Here is a 17,172-nt window from a genome sequence, read left to right as displayed (position 1 = left end):
AGCATGCCATGCTGCGCAGCGGCACGCGGCCGGTGAAATGACATCCACGCCGGCGCTTATGCCAATTTTGCATGACGTAGTGGTATGCCACCGTGATCGTTAAAATTGCGCCTCTTCCTGCCACTGCGATCGCCATGACCAACGCTCCCGCCGCGCTGACCGCCCATTACGCCGCCGAACTGGAATCGATCCAGTCCCAGGGGCTGTTCAAGTCCGAGCGCATCATCACCGGCCCGCAGTCGGCACAGATCACGCTGGCCGACGGCCGCAGCGTGCTGAACTTCTGCGCCAACAATTATCTTGGCCTGGCCGACCATCCGGACATCATCCAGGCCGCCAAGGATGCACTGGACACCCACGGCTTCGGCATGGCCTCGGTGCGTTTCATCTGCGGCACCCAGGACCTGCACAAGCAGCTCGAACGCACCATCGCCGACTTCTTCGGCACCGAAGACACCATCCTCTACGCCGCCTGCTTCGATGCCAACGGCGGCCTGTTCGAGCCGCTGCTCGGCGAGCATGACGCCATCATTTCCGATGCGCTCAACCACGCCTCCATCATCGATGGCGTGCGCCTGTGCAAGGCCAAGCGCTTCCGCTACGCCAACTGCGACATGGCCGATCTGGAAACACAGCTGCAGGCCGCCGACGCCGCCGGCTGCAAGACCAAGCTGATCACCAGTGACGGCGTGTTCTCGATGGACGGCTTCATCGCCCCGCTGGATGAAATCACCGCGCTGGCCCGCAAGTACAACGCGCTGGTGCACATCGACGAATGCCACGCCACCGGCTTTTTGGGCGCGACCGGGCGCGGCTCGGCCGAGGTCAAGGGCGTGATGGACCAGATCGATATCTTCACCGGCACGCTGGGCAAGGCAATGGGCGGCGCGTTGGGCGGCTTCACCACCGCCAAGCGCGAAGTCATCGAACTGCTGCGCCAGCGCTCGCGGCCGTACCTGTTCTCCAACTCGCTGCCGCCGCACGTGGTGGCTGCCGGCATCAAGGCCTTCGAGATGCTGGACGCGGCCGGCGAGCTGCGCACGCAGCTGGTGGAAAACACCCGCTACTTCCGCGAGCGCATGACCGCTGCCGGCTTCGACGTGAAGCCCGGCGTGCATCCGATCAGCCCGGTCATGCTGTACGACGCACCGCTGGCGCAGCGCTTTGCCGAGCGCCTGCTCGAAGAAGGCATCTACGCCATCGGCTTCTTCTTCCCGGTGGTGCCCAAGGGGCAGGCGCGCATCCGCACCCAGATCAGCGCCGCGCACACCCGCGAGCAGTTGGATCAGGCGATCGACGCCTTCACCCGGATCGGTCACGAGCTCAAGGTCATCGGCGGCTGAGCATGCGCACGGTGCTGCGCCAGCGCCTGCTGCTGGCTGCGCAGACCGATGCGCAGGCCCAGTTGCAGGCAGGCGGTTGGGAAACCCGCTGCCTGCACTGCCGGCGGCGCCTGTCGGTGCGCGCCGATGGCGAACCGCTCGGGCACACCACGCTGGAACACGTGGTGCCGCAGGCCTGGTTTGGCCGCCGCGCGGCAGCGCCGCTGTGTGCCCAGGTGGGAGACGACCCCAACGACGCACGCAACCTGGCGCTGGCCTGCGCCAGCTGCAATCACGCCAAGGGCCGCCGGCACGATGCCAACGGCGCAGGCGACGCACGGGCCGTTGAGGTGGTGACGGCCTTGCTCAACGCGCGGCTGGCGCGCTGGCGGCCTGTGCCGCCGGTGCCAATGCCCTGACTTCGGCAGCGCTGAGCAGACGCCAGCTGCCCTTGCCCAGCTCGCCCATCGCCAACGGGCCGATCGCCACGCGCACCAGGCGCAAGACACCAATCTCCAGTGCTGCGAGCAAGCGACGGATCTGCCGGTTGCGGCCTTCATCCAGCACGATTTCCAGCCAGGCATTGCGCTCACCTTCGCGCAGCACACGCACCTGCTTGGCGCGCAGCAGGCTGCCATCGCTCTCGGGGTCGGTATCGGCCACGCCGTCGTGCATGCGCGCCAGCTGCAGCGCATCCGGGCGGCAATCCACCTGCACGTGATAGGTCTTGTCCGGGCCGGTCGCCGGGTCGGTCACGGCGGCGGCCCATTGCGGGTCGTTGCTGAAAAGCAGCAGCCCCTCGCTGGCCTTGTCCAGCCGCCCCACCGGTGCCAGCCATGGCAGCCCGGCGCCGTCGAAGCAGCGGTAGACGGTGTCCCTGCCCTGCTCGTCGCGCACCGTGGTGACCACGCCACGCGGCTTGTTGAGCATCAGGTACAGCCGCGCGGGTCCGGCCAGGGGCTGACCATCGATGGCAATGCCGTCGTGTTGATCCGCGCGCAGCGGGAACTCCGGATCGCGCACCACCCGGCCCGCTACGCTGACCCGCCCATCGGCAACCCAGCGCGCAGCCTCGGTCCGCGAACACACGCCCAGCTTGGACAGCACCCGCGCCAGACTATGCCGCGGCGTGGGTGTGGCGCTGCCTGCACCAGCGCGCGCGCCAGCGGGCGCCTTGCCAGCACGGCGTTGCCGGGATGCTGCCGGCGCATGTCGCCGGGGCATCGCGTCCGCTCCGGGGCTTACTTGTTCTCGACCGGCTTGGCGTCGGCCGCCGGGGCCGGCGTCGCTGCTGCAGGCGCTGCGCCGGCAACCGGACGCGCCTTGACCACGCGCACGCCGCGCGCCTTCATCCAGGCGTCGAACTCTTCGGCCGTCATGCGCTTGCCGTTCTGGCTCATGTCGAAGCGCCACGGGGTGTTATCGAACGCGGTGGTGGCCTTGTAGGCCGCCGGATCGTTCGGATTGACGGTGCCGCCCGCCGGCATGGCCTTGGCCAGGTCCTGGCAGCCTTCCACGCGCAGACGCAGCAACACGCGGTCCACCGACTGCTCGCTGGTGTAGGGCTGCGCCAGCACGCCGGTGGGCATGCCCAGCTGCACGCTGCGGGTGTAGAACTCGGCGGCCGCCGGTGCGATCACGGTAGCAGGCAGCGGCAGTGGCTGGGACACCGTGCTGCCAGTGCAGTTCGGAGCGGCGTAGGCGGCGGGAATCAAAGCGAGACAGAACAGTCCTGCCGTAGCGGTACGCAGCATCGTGAATTCTTCCAATGGGTGGTATGTCGACGCGGCGAGTGTAGGCAGCGATGAACGCCGTTTCAACCGGAACCGTGCCTGGATCGCAACACAGACAGGATTTGCGCCGCAGGGCGGCGCGATTGCCGGCCCCACAAAGACAAAACCCGGCACGAGGCCGGGTTCTGTATGAAGCAGCTAGCAGTCCAATTAGTTCTGGACGTTCAGCTCGGTACGACGGTTCTTCGCACGGCCTTCCGGATTGTCGGAACCATCCGGGTTGGCGTTCGGAGCAATCGGACGGCTCTCGCCGTAGCCGATCGGGCCAACCAGACGCGACGCATCAACGCCGTTCTTGGTCAGGTAGTCATACACGGTCGTCGCACGACGCTCGGACAGCTTCTGGTTGTACGCGTCGGTGCCCTTCGAGTCGGTGTGACCGGCAACCTCGACCTTCAGGTCGGGGTAACGCTTCAGGATCTCGGTCGCTTCGCTCAGGATCGACACAGCATCCGGACGCAGGGTCGACTTGTTGAAGTCGAAGTTCACGCCCTTCAGGTCGATCGACACAGGCACCGGGCAGCCGTCCGGACCGATGGTCTGGCCAGGCTGGGAGGTCGGGCACTTGTCGTCGCAGTTGTTGACGCCGTCACCGTCGTCATCCAGATCGGCGCAGCTCGGAGCAACCGGAGCCGGAGCCGGCGGCGGAGCCGTCGACGGAGCAGGTCCCAGCGGGATCACGACGCCGACCGAAGCCAGCACGTCGCCGAACCAGTCTTCCTGCGGAGCAGCAACGCTCTGGTCATTGAAGTCGGCGCGGTAGGCCAGTTCTGCACGCACGGCAACGCGCTTGTCGAAGGTGGTCTGCAGACCGACACCAGCCTTGGCGGCAAAGTTGCCGTCCTTCTGCTGGCCCGGCGAAACCGGGTTCGGGGTGGCGTCGAACTCTTCTTCCGAACGCTGATAGCCCAGACCGAACAGCAGGTAGGGGTTCCAGCCGCGGCCTTCGGCGATGAAGTGGCGACGCAGGTCGAACGAGATGCCGTACTGGCTCCAGTTCTGGTCCTGGTTGGCATCGAAGTTCGGGTTCTGATAGTTCAGCTCGCCGTCGATCGACCAGTTCGGGCTAACGAACTTGCCCAGACCCAGGGTGACGAACGGAGCATCATTGGTCAGACGATCGCTGTCCTGGAAGTTGAAGCCAGCGCTACCGGTCAGGTACCAACGGTCATCGAACTCCTGCGCGGAAGCAGCCTGGGCAACCGCCAGACCGCCGAGCAACGCGGCAGTGAGAATTTTCTTGTTCATGTATACAGCTCCTTCTTTGGGAGATAAACCGATAGAGGCGTTGTTCTTGGTAAAAGATGCTCGTCACATCCAGAGCCATCGGGGCGCAGATTAAGCCGGGCTTAGTGAAGATCGCGTTAACGGTCATATAACATGTGAAAGCAAATGCCGCCCGCCGCAAACGCTGCTAATCCTACGTATACAGCTTTATGAGGAGTGCGACCGGGCGCCCAGTTCGGACATGCAGTGCAGATGAACGCCACCCCAATTTACCCAGTTGAATACGTCGGTTGAACGCCTTGGGCAGGTGCGTGAAGACCGTGTCCAAGTGCACGTTGGTGAACGGAAAGGCCCGCCCGACCTGAATTGTGGGGTTGGTGGTTGCGGGGAACTTCCCACACAACGCACCCTGAACTCCCCACTAGGAGCGCTCCGATGAAAGCCGTCGCCCTCACCCATTACCTCCCGATCGACGACCCCGCGTCCCTGCTTGACATGGACCTGCCAGCGCCATCCGCACCGGCCGGGTATGACTTATTGGTACGTGTCGAAGCGGTGTCGGTGAATCCGGTCGATACCAAGCTGCGCGCGCCCAAGGCGCAAACCCTTGCCGCACCGAAGGTGCTGGGCTTCGACGCCGCTGGCGTGGTTGAAGCCGTGGGCCCGGACGTCACCGCGTTTGCGGTCGGCGACGAGGTCTATTACGCAGGAGATAGCGGGCGCCAGGGCAGCAACGCCGAATATCACTTGGTGGATGCGCGCATCGCCGGCTGCAAGCCGACGTCGCTGAGCTTTGCGCAGGCCGCCGCGATGCCACTGACCACGCTTACTGCGTGGGAGTTGCTGTTCCAGCGCATGCCGTTCGCGTTCGACGGCGCGCGCAACCGTGGCAAACACCTGTTGATCATCGGCGGCGCGGGCGGCGTGGGATCCATCGCCATCCAGTTGGCGCGGCATGCGGGCTTCACCGTCATCGCCACCGCGTCGCGGCCGGAAACCGTTGAGTGGGTCCGGCAGATGGGCGCGCAGCATGTGATCGACCACCACCAGCCACTGCACCCGCAGTTGCAGGCGATCGGCCTGGACCAGGTGGACGCGGCGCTCAACCTGGCCGATACGGACCGCTACTGGGCGCAGCTGGGCGAGCTCCTGGCGCCGCAGGGGCATGTGGGGCTGATCGTGGAGCCACGCGGCCCGTTGCCGATTGGCGACCCGTACAAATCCAAGTGCATCGGCATCCACTGGGAGCTGATGTTCACCCGTGCGCGCTACGCCACGGATGACATGGTTGAGCAGCATCGCATTCTCAATCGCGCGGCCAGCCTGATCGATGCCGGCGAGCTGCGTACCACCCACACCGAGACACTTTCGCCAATCTGTGCGCAGACCCTGCGCGAGGCGCACCGCCGCCTGGAAAGTGGCAGCACCATTGGCAAGCTGGTGGTGGCTGGTTGGTGATGGCTAGTGCGCTTGGTGGGTGGAGCTGCGGCGGCGATATGAGCCTCAGCTACGCGCTTATGGTTGCGGGTTGCGGGTTGCGGGTTGCGGGTTGCGGGTTGCGGCATGAGCGTGCCCTCCCGCCCGACAAAAGAACCGGTATCGCGACCTAATTTTTGCCGGTCATGCGCTGGCTTGTTTCGATCTGTGGCAGCCCCGAGTAAAGGCGTTCGCGCCCAGGTGCGCTCCTACGTGGTCCAGATAGCCTGACGACAGCGAGCGGTGGCCAGGCCTCGACGGAGGACGCGGCGAATGATCGACACCGTAGCGATGTGCGTGCGCTTGGCTGGCTCAACCAGACGCGCTCCACGTCGTAGGAGCGCACCCGGGCGCGACCGGCAGGAATGGCCGGCCAGGTTTGGCTGGATGCACAGCACCCTTCCGCCACCCAACATCTTCACGAGCAACACCAGCAGCGCCGCTCAGACGCAACTTCCGACAACCCGCGCAAGGCATGCAGCCGCACGCTGCCGCGGAAGATCGAGACAAGCCCGCCTAAACCCTGCCCACGCGCCTCTCCGGCACTGCCGACAGCCCCACACCCGCACCCAGGGCTTGCCGACGCGGCCGTTTGCCTGCATCGTGCGCACTCCGTACGCCAGCGTATCCATGTTATGTCGCCCGCCACCGGCCTGTCCGACTCCCCTTTCCCGCACCTGTTCGCCCCGCTCGATCTGGGCTTCACGCAACTGCGTAACCGCGTCCTCATGGGCTCGATGCACACCGGGCTGGAAGACCGTGCGCGCGACTTCCCGAAGCTGGCCGCGTATTTCGCCGAACGTGCGGCCGGCGGCGTCGGGCTGATCGTCACCGGAGGGTTCTCGCCAAATGTCGTGGGGTGGCTCAAGCCGTTCGGCGGCAAGCTGTCCTGGCCGTGGGAAGTACGCCCGCATCGGCAGGTGACCGCGGCGGTGCATGCGCACGGCGCCAAGATCTGCCTGCAGCTGCTGCACGCCGGGCGCTACGCCTACCACCCCTTGTCGGTGGCACCTTCAAAGCTCAAGGCACCGATCAATCCCTTCACGCCGCGGGCGTTGTCGGCTGGTGCGGTGGATCGGCAGATCGGTGCCTATGCACGCGCCGCGCGGCTGGCCCGCGAGGCCGGCTACGACGGCGTGGAAGTGATGGGATCGGAAGGCTATCTGATCAATGAATTCACCGCCACGCGCACCAATCAGCGCAGCGACGCCTGGGGTGGCGATGCCGCCAAGCGCATGCGGTTTGCGGTGGAAATCGTGCGCCGTATCCGCGAGGCCTGCGGGCCGGACTTCATCATCATCTACCGGTTGTCGCTGGTGGATCTGGTGGACGGCGGCAACCAGTGGCAGGAGATCGTGGCGCAGGCGCAGGCGATCGAGGCCGCCGGTGCAACCATCATCAACTCGGGCATCGGCTGGCACGAAGCACGCGTGCCCACCATTGCCACATCGGTACCGCGCGCGGCCTTTGCCGGCGTCACCGCCAAGCTCAAGCCGCACGTCGGCATCCCGGTGGTGGCGACCAACCGCATCAACATGCCCGAAGTGGCAGAGCGCATCCTGGCCGATGGCGCGGCCGATATGGTGTCACTGGCACGCCCGCTGCTGGCCGACCCGCAATGGGCCAACAAGGCCCGCGCCGGGCAGCCGCACACCATCAATACGTGCATCGCCTGCAACCAGGCTTGCCTGGATCACGTGTTCGAAAACAAATTGGCCAGCTGCCTGGTCAACCCGCGTGCCGTGCACGAAACCGAACTGGTCTACACACCGACCACCGCACCCAAGCGCGTGGCCGTGGTCGGTGCGGGCCCTGCGGGTCTTGCCTGCGCAACCGTGGCAGCCGAGCGCGGCCACCAGGTGACCTTGTTCGATGCGGCTGATGAAATCGGCGGGCAGTTCAATGTGGCCAAGCGCATCCCGGGCAAGGAAGAGTTCCAGGAAACCCTGCGCTATTTCGACCATCGCCTGCAGGCCACCGGCGTACAGCTGCGGCTGCGCACGCAGGTGCAGGCAGGCGACCTGCAGGCATTCGACGAGATCGTGCTGGCGACCGGCATCGAGCCGCGCCGCGTGGATTTCCCCGGTGCGGATCATCCGATGGTGGTCAGTTATCTGGACGTGGTGCTGGGCCGGCATGTGGCGGCCGACAAGGTCGCCATCATCGGCGCGGGCGGCATTGGCTTCGATGTCGGCGAGTTTCTGGTGCACAGCGGTGTGTCGCCGTCGCTGGACGTGGCGCGCTGGATGGCCGAATGGGGTGTGGACCCCAGCTTCGAAACGCGTGGTGCACTGGCCAAGCCGCAGCCGGAACCGCCGGCACGCCAGGTCTGGCTGTTGCAACGCAGCCCGGGGCGCCCCGGCGCGCGCCTGGGCAAGACCACCGGCTGGATTCACCGCGCCGCCCTCAAGGGCAAGGGCGTCAAGATGCTCGGCGGGGTCGAGTATCTGGGTGTGGACGACACCGGCTTGCGCATCCGCGTGGATGGTAGCGAGCAAGTGCTCGACGTAGGCACGGTGGTGGTGTGCGCGGGACAGGAGCCACGCCGCGAGCTGCTCGCAGCCCTGCAGGCGCTTGGCAAGCAACCGCATCTGATCGGCGGTGCCGACGTGGCCGCGGAGCTGGATGCCAAGCGCGCGATCAACCAGGCCAGCCGGCTCGCGGCGCAGCTGTAGCGCTGCACGCCCAGTACTTCGCGCTGCCGCGTCGTGCCTCGACGCGGGCGGGCGAGCGGGCATTCATCGGCTGCCGCTAGGACACTGGCGCGGCAAGTCGCGCAGTTCTTCTTCCTGACGCTTCGCTGCGCTATAACGCCGGCATGCACGCGCACCGTCCCCTGCCCTTGCTGCCGGCTCTACCGGCGGCAACACTGCGCGCCTATGCCGGTGCGCACTTCGGCAAGAGCCTGCTCTGGTACACCGGCGAGCTCCTGCTGATCTTCGCGCTCACTGAGCATGCCGGCCTGGATGCAATCGCAGCCGGCTGCGCGGTGGCAGCTGGCCTGCTCCTCAGCGCGGCAATGGGCCTGCTCGCCGCGCGACGTTGGGGCGCGGGCACCAGCCTGGCGTGGGCGGGGCGATCGCAATGGCGCGGCATCGCGCTGGCGGCACTGAGCTTGTTGTTGCTGTTCCTGGTGCCGCTGCTGCCGGCCAGCACGCGCCTGGGCTGCGTGCTGCTGCTCAGCCTGCCCTTCCGTGCTGCCTACGCGGTGGGCGACGTCGCACAGAATGCCTTGTTGGGGCTTGGGCGTTGGCCCTGGCGCGGCGCGCGCGGCGTCAGCGCACTACGGCTGATCGGCAGCGGCCTGGCAGCAGTGTCGATCAGTGCGGCGATCGGGCTGGTGCTGCAGAGCCACCAGCCGTCAGCACCCTGGACCGCGTTGATGGTGGTTGCGGTGGTCAGCAGCATCGCGCTGTTGTCGGCTGCGTGGCTGCGTCAGGCATTGCGTCCTTACACCCAGGCGCTTGCCCCAGCACCACGCACAGTGCCGGTGACAGCTCGGCAGGCCGATCAGCTGTCGACGTTTGCAGTGATGGCGCTGCTGTGCTGTGCCCTGCCCACCTTCACCAAGTTGGCGCCCTATCTCGCGCAATCGCGCATCGGTGCGCCAGGCTGGTGCAGCGCCATTCTGATGGGCTACGCACTGGGAACAGTTGCTGTGCAGCCACTGGCCGCACGCTGGCGCACTAACGCACTGCCGCGTCTTGCAGGCAGCGGCGCGGTGCTGGCGGCTTTGGGGACGAGCTTTGCGGCGGGTGCAGGTCATGCGCTGTGGCTGGACACCGCCATGGCCTTCGGCATGGGGATGGCAGGCGGCAGCGCCGGGCAATGGGTCTGGGCGCGCCATGCCGAACTGTCGTGCCAGCAGCCGGCACAGCATGCCGCCGGCGTCGCGCGACTCACCGCCTGCGCGCAGGTGGCATTGGCAATGGGCAGCATCTTGATCGGGCTGATGCTCAATCTCGGGGACGGCCACGGGCGTGGTCACGTCGACCTGGCCTGGGCCATGGCAGCGGGCCCGATGGTGTGCGGAACCGGCTGTCTGCTGCTGGCGTATGCCAACGGGCTACGCAATCGACTCAACCGAAGACCGCTTGCAAAATCGGGGCTCGCGCCGCGACGTGGTTGGTCGCTGATCGCACTACCCTGTGGCAGGCATTGCATACGAATTCGTAGCTAGCTACTCAGTTTACTGCCATGCGCCTGATTGGTCAGATAGCTCGCTTGGCCTTAGCAAGCGGCATCCATTGCAGCAGCGATCAACGAAACATGCACGCTGGATCTGCGGAGTGATTGCATGGCACGCAACACATGCTCTCTCATCGCTGCGCCGTGCAGCGTAGGCGACATGCCGAGTTCTCCATCGCCGCAACTGCCCAAAGACGAGGAAAACTCTTTACTTCGATTTCGTTCTCGCCAACCGCAACGAGTGCAGCGACCGCACCTTTCGCCCAGCGCAGCGGACTTACATCTACTTGAAGCTGGCTTCTTTGCGTCGAGCGACACGGTGTTGATGCGAACCACTGCCTCTTTGGCTGCTGCATTTTTGAGCACACTACAAAGCGGGCAGTTCGCCTGAGCAATGCGAGCAACCTGCCGAACCAGATTGCGATGTACACGCTGACGGTTTGGACAGACGACTCACCTCGAGCAATGATCCGCGTGCGGCTTCTTCTCACCTGTGTCATGGCATCTCATTGCTTGGTTGCCAATGAGCAAGAACCGTTGTCGACATTCAACGCAGTGCCCATCGCGTGAATTCAGAGCCAGCAATCTGGTTCACCTGGGACCAGATAAAACGATGTCGACTTGCAAGCACCAGCATGCAGAAAGGACGTCGTTTGTCGCCGCACTTCGATCAAGCTTCGATTGAACACGCCGCAAGCGCTGCACGCGCCAGACATTCCAGAGCATAAATCATCATCTGGACACAGCAACCCCGCTCACCATGGGAAGTTGCTAGGCGACTTCGTACGACAACCCAACAACACTGACGAAATCTGCGATCGCGTGATCGGCAACATTCGGTCTGCGCGTGAAGCACGCACCTACGACGCTCATCACTTCGAACGGAAGAACAAGGCCGAAGCGACAACATGCAGCTTCAACATCGCCACGCCAGACCGTCGATATGAGTCAATCAATTGCTCGCTACCAAACAACCCGCACCGCGCCGCATAACGAGAACATGATCGGAGCACACGCAACACACATGCCCGACTAGCCAAGAGATGACGTCCTGCTGCAGTCGTCGCCGCATAACGTACTGGCCACTGAAAGGTGGCAAATCGCTGCGCGCGGTTGCAGACATCTCAATGCACAACGTTCTGCAGAGAACAGGCAAGCTACAGACGACATCAACAGAGACATTGGCTGCACCTGCTGGCAGCAGCGCAACAGCGCACACCCCGCACCACAGTTGCCTTACCGCATAACCTCAGCAAATCACGTCACTACATAGCTCGTAAGCTTCACAGCAAACCACATGTGCAGCCAACGTGAATTCCCGCACGTCATCGGTGTGATTTCGCGAAGACATCTGTGCAACGCCAACAAATTATTTGCATCAGCACCGCGTCGCTACAGCAATGCGACGCGCACTGCGCGCTGCGGTGCAGAGACGGTCATCGCCACATCGCTGATCCAGCAAGCAATGACCGCCGTCAACCCCGCCCATTCAGCCAAGATTGTGTGATCGGCGCCTACCTTGCGCCAACTTTTTGACCCGCCTGATTCGGCGGGCACCTTCGGCAGATTCTTCCTTTCGCCGGAGACCGGGCGGCCCGTGACAGGTCGCCTCCCCATGACGCCAAGCCTCCCGCACTGGTGTGTTCGCATTGGACACCCTGTGGATGGGCCCATACGGAGCAAGGAGTTCTATGAAACTGGCCTGGATACTTTGGCTGTCGCAATTATTGCCGCAGCCTGCAGCAGATTCGTTGTGTTTGAGTACCACCGTGTACCTGGAAGCGCGTGATCAGACCTTGCGTGGTCAGCAGGCGGTTGCGGAAGTTGCACTGCGTCGCCTGGACAGTGGTCTGTGGGGCGATTCGATGTGTCAGGTGGTGACCGCGCGCAAGCAATTCGCGCCGACCATCGTGTCACCCGGCACCCAGCTGAAGAACGACGATGCCTGGAACAAGGCGTTGGACGTGGCGCTGGCTGCGGAACGCAATTGGGCGCTACCGGTAGGCCAGCGCAAAGAAATCGTGCCAGGCGCAAGTCACTTCGCTGCCAGCGCCATTGCTACCCCGAGTTGGCGCAATGCGTATCAGGTGGCCACCATCGGTGACCATACGTTCTACCGCGTGCAGAAACTGCGGCCACGCACCGCGTCCTGACGCGCGCCACGCAGCACGCGATGCCGCTAAGCTTGCGTCTTCGCTCCTGTGTGGACTCTCCATGAAGCTGTATACAAAACCGGGCGCCTGCTCGCTCGCAGATCACATCGTATTGCGCTGGTCCTGCCTGCCGTTCGAGCTCACTGTGGTCGACGCGGCCACGATGAAGTCGCCTGACTATCTACGCCTGAATCCGGCCGGCGCGGTGCCGCTGCTGGTGGTCGACCAATGGGCACTGACCCAGAATGCGGCGATCCTCAACTATATCGCCGACACCGCACCGCTGACCGGCCTGGGTGGCGACGGCACCGCGCGTAGCCGCGCCGAGATCAATCGCTGGATCGCCTTCGTCAACGCCGATCTGCATCCGACCTTCAAGCCGCTCTTCGGCAGCACGGCGTATCTGCAGGAAGACGCGCTGATCCAGCGCAGCCACGAGGATGCGCGCACCAAACTGCGCACGCTCTACACGCGTGTGGATGCGCATCTGCAGGGCCGCAATTGGTTAGCCGGCGACACGCATACCGGCGCCGATGCCTACCTGTTCGTCACCTTGCGCTGGGCGCACAAGGCCGGCGTGGACCTGTCCGGCCTGAGCGCGCTCGATGCGTTCTTCCAGCGCATGTTGGCAGATGCAGACGTACAAGCCGCACTGCAAGCCGAAGGCTTGAACTGATCACGCGTGCAGCAACTGCACGTGATCGTGCACCCAAGGCAGCACGCAGAACGCCGTGAACTAAATGAGGGACAAAAAAAACGCCGGGCAATGCCCGGCGTTTTTCTATCTCATTGCAGCAATCACTCAGCCCAGCAGATGCGACACGCCGCTGCGCTCTTCTTCCAGCTCGGCCAGGGTCTTGTCGATGTACTTCTGGCTGAAGTCGTCGATCGGCAGATCCTTGACCAGGGTGTACTGGCCGTTCTCGGTCGTGACCGGGAAGCCGAAGATCACGCCTTCCGGAATGCCGTAGGAACCGTCGGACGGCACGCCCATGGTGACCCACTTGCCATTGCTGCCCAGCACCCAGTCACGCACGTGATCGATGGCGGCATTGGCAGCCGATGCGGCCGACGACAGCCCGCGCGCTTCGATGATCGCCGCGCCGCGCTTGCCCACGGTCGGGATGAAGGTGCCGGCGTTCCATTCCTGGTCGTTGATCGCATCGCCGATGGACGCGCCATCGGAGGTGGCGAAACGGTAATCCGGGTACATGGTCGGGCTGTGGTTGCCCCACACCACCAGCTTCTCGATGCCGCCGACCGGCTTGCCGAGCTTGAGCGAGAGCTGGCTCAGCGCACGGTTGTGGTCCAGGCGCAGCATGGCGGTGAAGTTCTTCGGGTTCAGATCCGGCGCCGACTTCATCGCGATGTAGGCATTGGTGTTGGCCGGGTTACCGACCACCAGCACCTTGACGTCACGCTTGGCGACCTTGTTCAGGGCAGCGCCCTGCGCGGTGAAGATCTTGGCGTTCTCCAGCAGCAGGTCCTTGCGCTCCATGCCCGGGCCGCGCGGACGCGCACCGACCAGCAGGGCGACGTCGATGTCCTTGAACGCCACTTCGGCGTCGTCGGTGCCGACCATACCGGCCAGCAGCGGGAACGCGCAGTCTTCCAGCTCCATCATCACGCCCTTGAGCGCGGCCTGGGCTTTTTCGTTGGACAGTTCCAGCAACTGCAGGATCACCGGCTGGTCCTTGCCCAGCATTTCGCCGGAGGCAATGCGGAACAGCAGGGCATAGCCGATCTGGCCGGCAGCGCCGGTCACAGCAACACGAACGGGTGCTTTCATGGGGTGTTTCCTCTGCTAAAAAGCGTTGGTGGGGTTGCGCGCTGGCGTTGCACGGGGCCTGGCGGCGCTTTGACAAGCGAACGGCCGCACGTGGCGGCCGTTCGGCGGGGTGAGATCAGGCGGCGAGGATCTTGTTCCACTCCGCAACGCGGTCGGCCTTGGCGGCCAGCACGGCGTCGGTGTCGCCTTCGATGGTGAGCGTGTTGATGGTGTCGCCCTGGGCAACGCTATCCACCACGTCCAGGCCCTGGGTGACCTTGCCGAACACGGTGTGCTTGCCGTCCAGCCACGGGGTGGCGGTGTGGGTGATGAAGAACTGGCTGCCATTGGTGTTCGGGCCGGCATTGGCCATGGACAGCACGCCGCGCTCGTGACCGACGCCATTGTTGGCCTCGTCTTCGAAACGATAGCCCGGGCCGCCGCGGCCGGAACCTTCCGGGCAACCACCCTGGATCATGAAGTCGGCGATGACGCGGTGGAAGCTCAGGCCATTGTAGAAGCCGCGCCTGGCCAGATTGACGAAGTTGGCCACGGTCAGCGGTGCCTTCTCCGGATACAGCTCAACAACGATCGGGCCGCGGGACGTGTCGAAAGTGGCGATCAGGGACATGGAAATCCTTGCAGGTTCTGAGGTGATCAATAGCCCATTAGGATACACCCGGGCGCGTGGACGACCGCGCGGTTACGACCATGGTCCAAGGCCGTCGCCGGGTCGGCAATCGAGCCGCCATCACGCTGCCTGAATGGGTGGTCTGAATCGACTTGCGCCAAACCGCAACGGCACGGCAACGAAACCGCTATAATGTCGGGCTTACCTCATCTCAAGACTGGCGCCAGACAGGGGCCCTTTCCGCATGTCTATCGAAAAACTCCGCAACATCGCCATCGTCGCGCACGTCGACCATGGCAAGACCACTCTCGTCGACTGCCTGCTGAAGCAGTCCGGCACCCTGTCCGAACGCACTGTGTTGGCTGAGCGCGTGATGGACAGCAACGATCAGGAAAAGGAACGTGGCATCACGATCCTGGCCAAGAACACGGCCATCACCTGGAACGGCAACCGCATCAACATCGTCGACACCCCGGGACACGCCGACTTCGGTGGCGAAGTCGAGCGCGTGCTGTCGATGGTGGACTCGGTGCTGATCCTGGTCGACGCGATGGACGGCCCGATGCCGCAGACGCGCTTCGTGACCCAGAAGGCGTTCGCGATGGGCTTCAAGCCGATCGTGGTGGTCAACAAGATCGACCGTCCCGGCGCACGTCCGGACTGGGTGATCGACCAGGTGTTCGACCTGTTCGACAAGCTCGGCGCAACCGACGAGCAGCTGGACTTCCCGATCGTCTACACCTCGGCACTGAACGGCTACGCCAGCCTGGATTCCAACGTGCGCGACGGCGACATGACCCCGCTGTACGAAGCGATCATGCAGCACGTCTCGGCACCGGACGTCGATCCGGACGGCCCGTTCCAAATGCGCATCAGCCAGCTGGACTACAACAACTTCGTCGGCGTGATCGGCATCGGCCGCATCCAGCGCGGCGTGCTGAAGAAAAACATGCCGGTCAGCGTGATCGACCGTGAAGGCAAGAAGCGTCAGGGCAAGGTGCTGCAGGTGCTGGGCTTCCTGGGCCTTGAGCGCATCGAGCAGGACACCGCCGAGGCCGGCGATATCGTCGCCATCTCCGGTGTGGCCGAGCTGACCATTTCCGACACCGTCTGTGCGCTCGACGCGCCGGAAGGCCTGCCGCCGCTGACCGTGGACGAGCCGACCATCTCGATGACCTTCCAGGTCAACAACTCGCCGTTCGCCGGCAACAAGGACCTGTCCGGTGGCAAGTTCCTGACCAGCCGCCAGCTGCGCGACCGTCTGGACCGCGAAAAGGTGCACAACGTTGCACTGAAGGTTGAAGAAGGCTCCGACGCCGACAAATTCCTGGTCTCCGGCCGTGGCGAACTGCATCTGTCGGTGCTGATCGAAAACATGCGTCGTGAAGGCTACGAGCTGGCCGTGTCGCGTCCGGAAGTGATCATCAAGGAAATCGACGGCAAGCAGATGGAGCCGATCGAACAGCTAGTGGTGGACATCGAAGAACAGCACCAGGGCGGCGTGATGGAAAAGCTGGGCACCCGCAAGGGCCAGCTGAAGAACATGGAGCCGGACGGCAAGGGTCGCGTGCGTCTGGATTACATGATCCCGGCGCGTGGCCTGATCGGCTTCCAGAACGAGTTCCGCACCCTGACCCAGGGCTCGGGCCTGCTGTTCCACGTGTTCGACCATTACGGCCCGAAGGAACAGGGCGCCATCGCCAAGCGCCAGAACGGCGTGATGATTGCCAACGCACCGGGCGCAACGCCGGCCTATGCGCTGGGGCCGTTGGAAGAGCGTGGCCGTCTGTTCGCCGCTGAAGGCGACAACGTGTACGAAGGCCAGCTGATCGGTATCCACTCCAAGGACAACGATCTGACCGTCAACGCGATCAAGACCAAGCCGCTGACCAACATGCGCGCTTCGGGCAAGGACGACGCGATCAAGCTGACCCCGGCGATCAAGTACACGCTGGAACAGGCCCTGGACTTCATCGAGGACGACGAGCTGGTGGAAGTCACCCCGAAGGAAATCCGCCTGCGCAAGAAGTTCCTGACCGAAAGCGACCGTAAGCGCGCCGGCCGTTCGGGCTGATCGTTTAGGCCTACGGTCGTGAGCGACACGCCCTACAGCCCGGATCCGCGTGCGCATCCGGGGCTGCACCTGATCGCCTTGCTCGAGGCGGTCAAGGGCATGCTTGCGATCCTGGCGGCGACGGGCCTGGAAATTCTGGGCCCGCTCCCGCTGCAACATGCGGTCAGTACGCTGATCCGCCGTTTCAGTCTGGACCCCGACCACGGCGCACTGCCGTCGTTGCTCAAGACCATCAACCCCGACGCGGTGCATCTGGCCGCCGCCGCCATGCTGGCCTACGGCCTGCTGCATGTGGTGGAAGCCTGGGGGTTGTGGCGTGCCAAGGCCTGGGCCTCCGTGCTCGGCTGCCTGTCTGCCGCCATCTATTTGCCATTCGATATCTACGCCATCGTCCGCCATCCCGGCTGGACCGCCTGGGGCGTGCTGGCGATCAACCTGATCGTGGTCGGCGTGCTGGCGCGCGACCTGGTGCGGCGCCGACGTCGCTGACGCCACCGCTCACTGCGATACCCGTTCGACACGTTGTCACCCCGCCGCAGC

At 64.4% G+C, this 17,172-nt stretch carries 15 protein-coding genes; 10 read left to right on the top strand and 5 right to left on the bottom strand.

Going from position 1 to position 17,172, the window contains the following annotated elements; all coding sequences use genetic code 11:
* Positions 1 to 134: 134 nt before the first annotated feature.
* Positions 135 to 1,343, top strand: a complete 1,209-nt coding sequence (gene kbl, locus XCC_RS04860; RefSeq protein WP_011036153.1) for a glycine C-acetyltransferase — start codon at positions 135 to 137, stop codon at positions 1,341 to 1,343.
* A gap of 2 nt (positions 1,344 to 1,345) precedes the next feature.
* Positions 1,346 to 1,741, top strand: a complete 396-nt coding sequence (locus tag XCC_RS04855) for an HNH endonuclease (RefSeq protein WP_011036152.1) — start codon at positions 1,346 to 1,348, stop codon at positions 1,739 to 1,741.
* Here XCC_RS04855 and XCC_RS04850 read toward each other — a convergent pair.
* The 3 genes from XCC_RS04850 to XCC_RS04840 all read right to left on the bottom strand — a co-directional run bounded on the left by XCC_RS04850 (position 1,689) and on the right by XCC_RS04840 (position 4,363).
* The gene (locus tag XCC_RS04850; protein ID WP_011036151.1) at positions 1,689 to 2,546 is read right to left on the bottom strand and encodes a pseudouridine synthase; all 858 of its coding nucleotides are present in this window, start codon (positions 2,544 to 2,546) and stop codon (positions 1,689 to 1,691) included. The two genes, XCC_RS04855 and XCC_RS04850, sit on opposite strands and share 53 nt — an antisense overlap.
* Positions 2,547 to 2,563: 17 nt before the next feature.
* On the bottom strand, positions 2,564 to 3,076 hold the full coding sequence (locus XCC_RS04845) for a hypothetical protein (RefSeq protein ID WP_011036150.1): 513 nt from the start codon (positions 3,074 to 3,076) through the stop codon (positions 2,564 to 2,566).
* Positions 3,077 to 3,265: 189 nt separating this feature from the next.
* Positions 3,266 to 4,363, bottom strand: coding sequence for an OmpA family protein (locus XCC_RS04840; RefSeq protein ID WP_011036149.1), 1,098 nt, complete (start codon positions 4,361 to 4,363; stop codon positions 3,266 to 3,268).
* Positions 4,364 to 4,777: 414 nt separating this feature from the next.
* On the opposite strand from XCC_RS04840, the gene XCC_RS04835 reads away from it, so the two are divergent.
* The 6 genes from XCC_RS04835 to XCC_RS04810 all read left to right on the top strand — a co-directional run bounded on the left by XCC_RS04835 (position 4,778) and on the right by XCC_RS04810 (position 12,835).
* Entirely contained in the window at positions 4,778 to 5,800 is a 1,023-nt protein-coding gene (locus XCC_RS04835; protein ID WP_011036148.1) for a zinc-binding alcohol dehydrogenase family protein, read from the top strand.
* A gap of 653 nt (positions 5,801 to 6,453) precedes the next feature.
* The gene (locus XCC_RS04830; protein WP_011036147.1) at positions 6,454 to 8,493 is read left to right on the top strand and encodes an FAD-dependent oxidoreductase; all 2,040 of its coding nucleotides are present in this window, start codon (positions 6,454 to 6,456) and stop codon (positions 8,491 to 8,493) included.
* 143 nt (positions 8,494 to 8,636) lie between these two features.
* Complete coding sequence (locus tag XCC_RS04825; RefSeq protein ID WP_019237913.1) at positions 8,637 to 9,998, top strand: hypothetical protein; 1,362 nt, start codon at positions 8,637 to 8,639, stop codon at positions 9,996 to 9,998.
* Between the two features lie 1,305 nt (positions 9,999 to 11,303).
* Positions 11,304 to 11,513: a hypothetical protein gene (locus XCC_RS04820; protein WP_019237914.1), complete on the top strand. Its 210-nt coding sequence runs from the start codon at positions 11,304 to 11,306 to the stop codon at positions 11,511 to 11,513.
* A 184-nt stretch (positions 11,514 to 11,697) separates the two neighbouring features.
* Positions 11,698 to 12,159, top strand: coding sequence for a cell wall hydrolase (locus tag XCC_RS04815; RefSeq protein ID WP_016944794.1), 462 nt, complete (start codon positions 11,698 to 11,700; stop codon positions 12,157 to 12,159).
* 61 nt (positions 12,160 to 12,220) lie between these two features.
* Complete coding sequence (locus tag XCC_RS04810; protein ID WP_011036143.1) at positions 12,221 to 12,835, top strand: glutathione binding-like protein; 615 nt, start codon at positions 12,221 to 12,223, stop codon at positions 12,833 to 12,835.
* 126 nt (positions 12,836 to 12,961) lie between these two features.
* On the opposite strand, the gene XCC_RS04805 is transcribed toward XCC_RS04810, so the two are convergent.
* Together XCC_RS04805 and XCC_RS04800 are read right to left on the bottom strand one after the other, a co-directional pair.
* On the bottom strand, positions 12,962 to 13,948 hold the full coding sequence (locus XCC_RS04805; protein ID WP_011036142.1) for a malate dehydrogenase: 987 nt from the start codon (positions 13,946 to 13,948) through the stop codon (positions 12,962 to 12,964).
* Positions 13,949 to 14,063: 115 nt separating this feature from the next.
* Positions 14,064 to 14,558, bottom strand: coding sequence for a peptidylprolyl isomerase (locus tag XCC_RS04800; RefSeq protein ID WP_011036141.1), 495 nt, complete (start codon positions 14,556 to 14,558; stop codon positions 14,064 to 14,066).
* A 244-nt stretch (positions 14,559 to 14,802) separates the two neighbouring features.
* Here XCC_RS04800 and typA point away from each other — a divergent pair, with 244 nt between their 5' ends.
* Positions 14,803 to 16,632 carry a translational GTPase TypA gene (typA, locus tag XCC_RS04795; RefSeq protein WP_011036140.1) on the top strand — a complete coding sequence of 610 codons (1,830 nt, stop codon included), beginning with the start codon at positions 14,803 to 14,805 and terminating at the stop codon, positions 16,630 to 16,632.
* A 69-nt stretch (positions 16,633 to 16,701) separates the two neighbouring features.
* A complete protein-coding gene (locus XCC_RS04790) occupies positions 16,702 to 17,121 on the top strand; it encodes a DUF2127 domain-containing protein (RefSeq protein ID WP_029629030.1) in 420 nt (139 codons plus the stop codon).
* The last annotated feature ends 51 nt before the right edge of the window (positions 17,122 to 17,172 follow it).

It is taken from the genome of Xanthomonas campestris pv. campestris str. ATCC 33913 (assembly GCF_000007145.1).
GTDB lineage: Bacteria > Pseudomonadota > Gammaproteobacteria > Xanthomonadales > Xanthomonadaceae > Xanthomonas > Xanthomonas campestris.
This window is presented reverse-complemented; position numbering and strand designations above follow the sequence as displayed.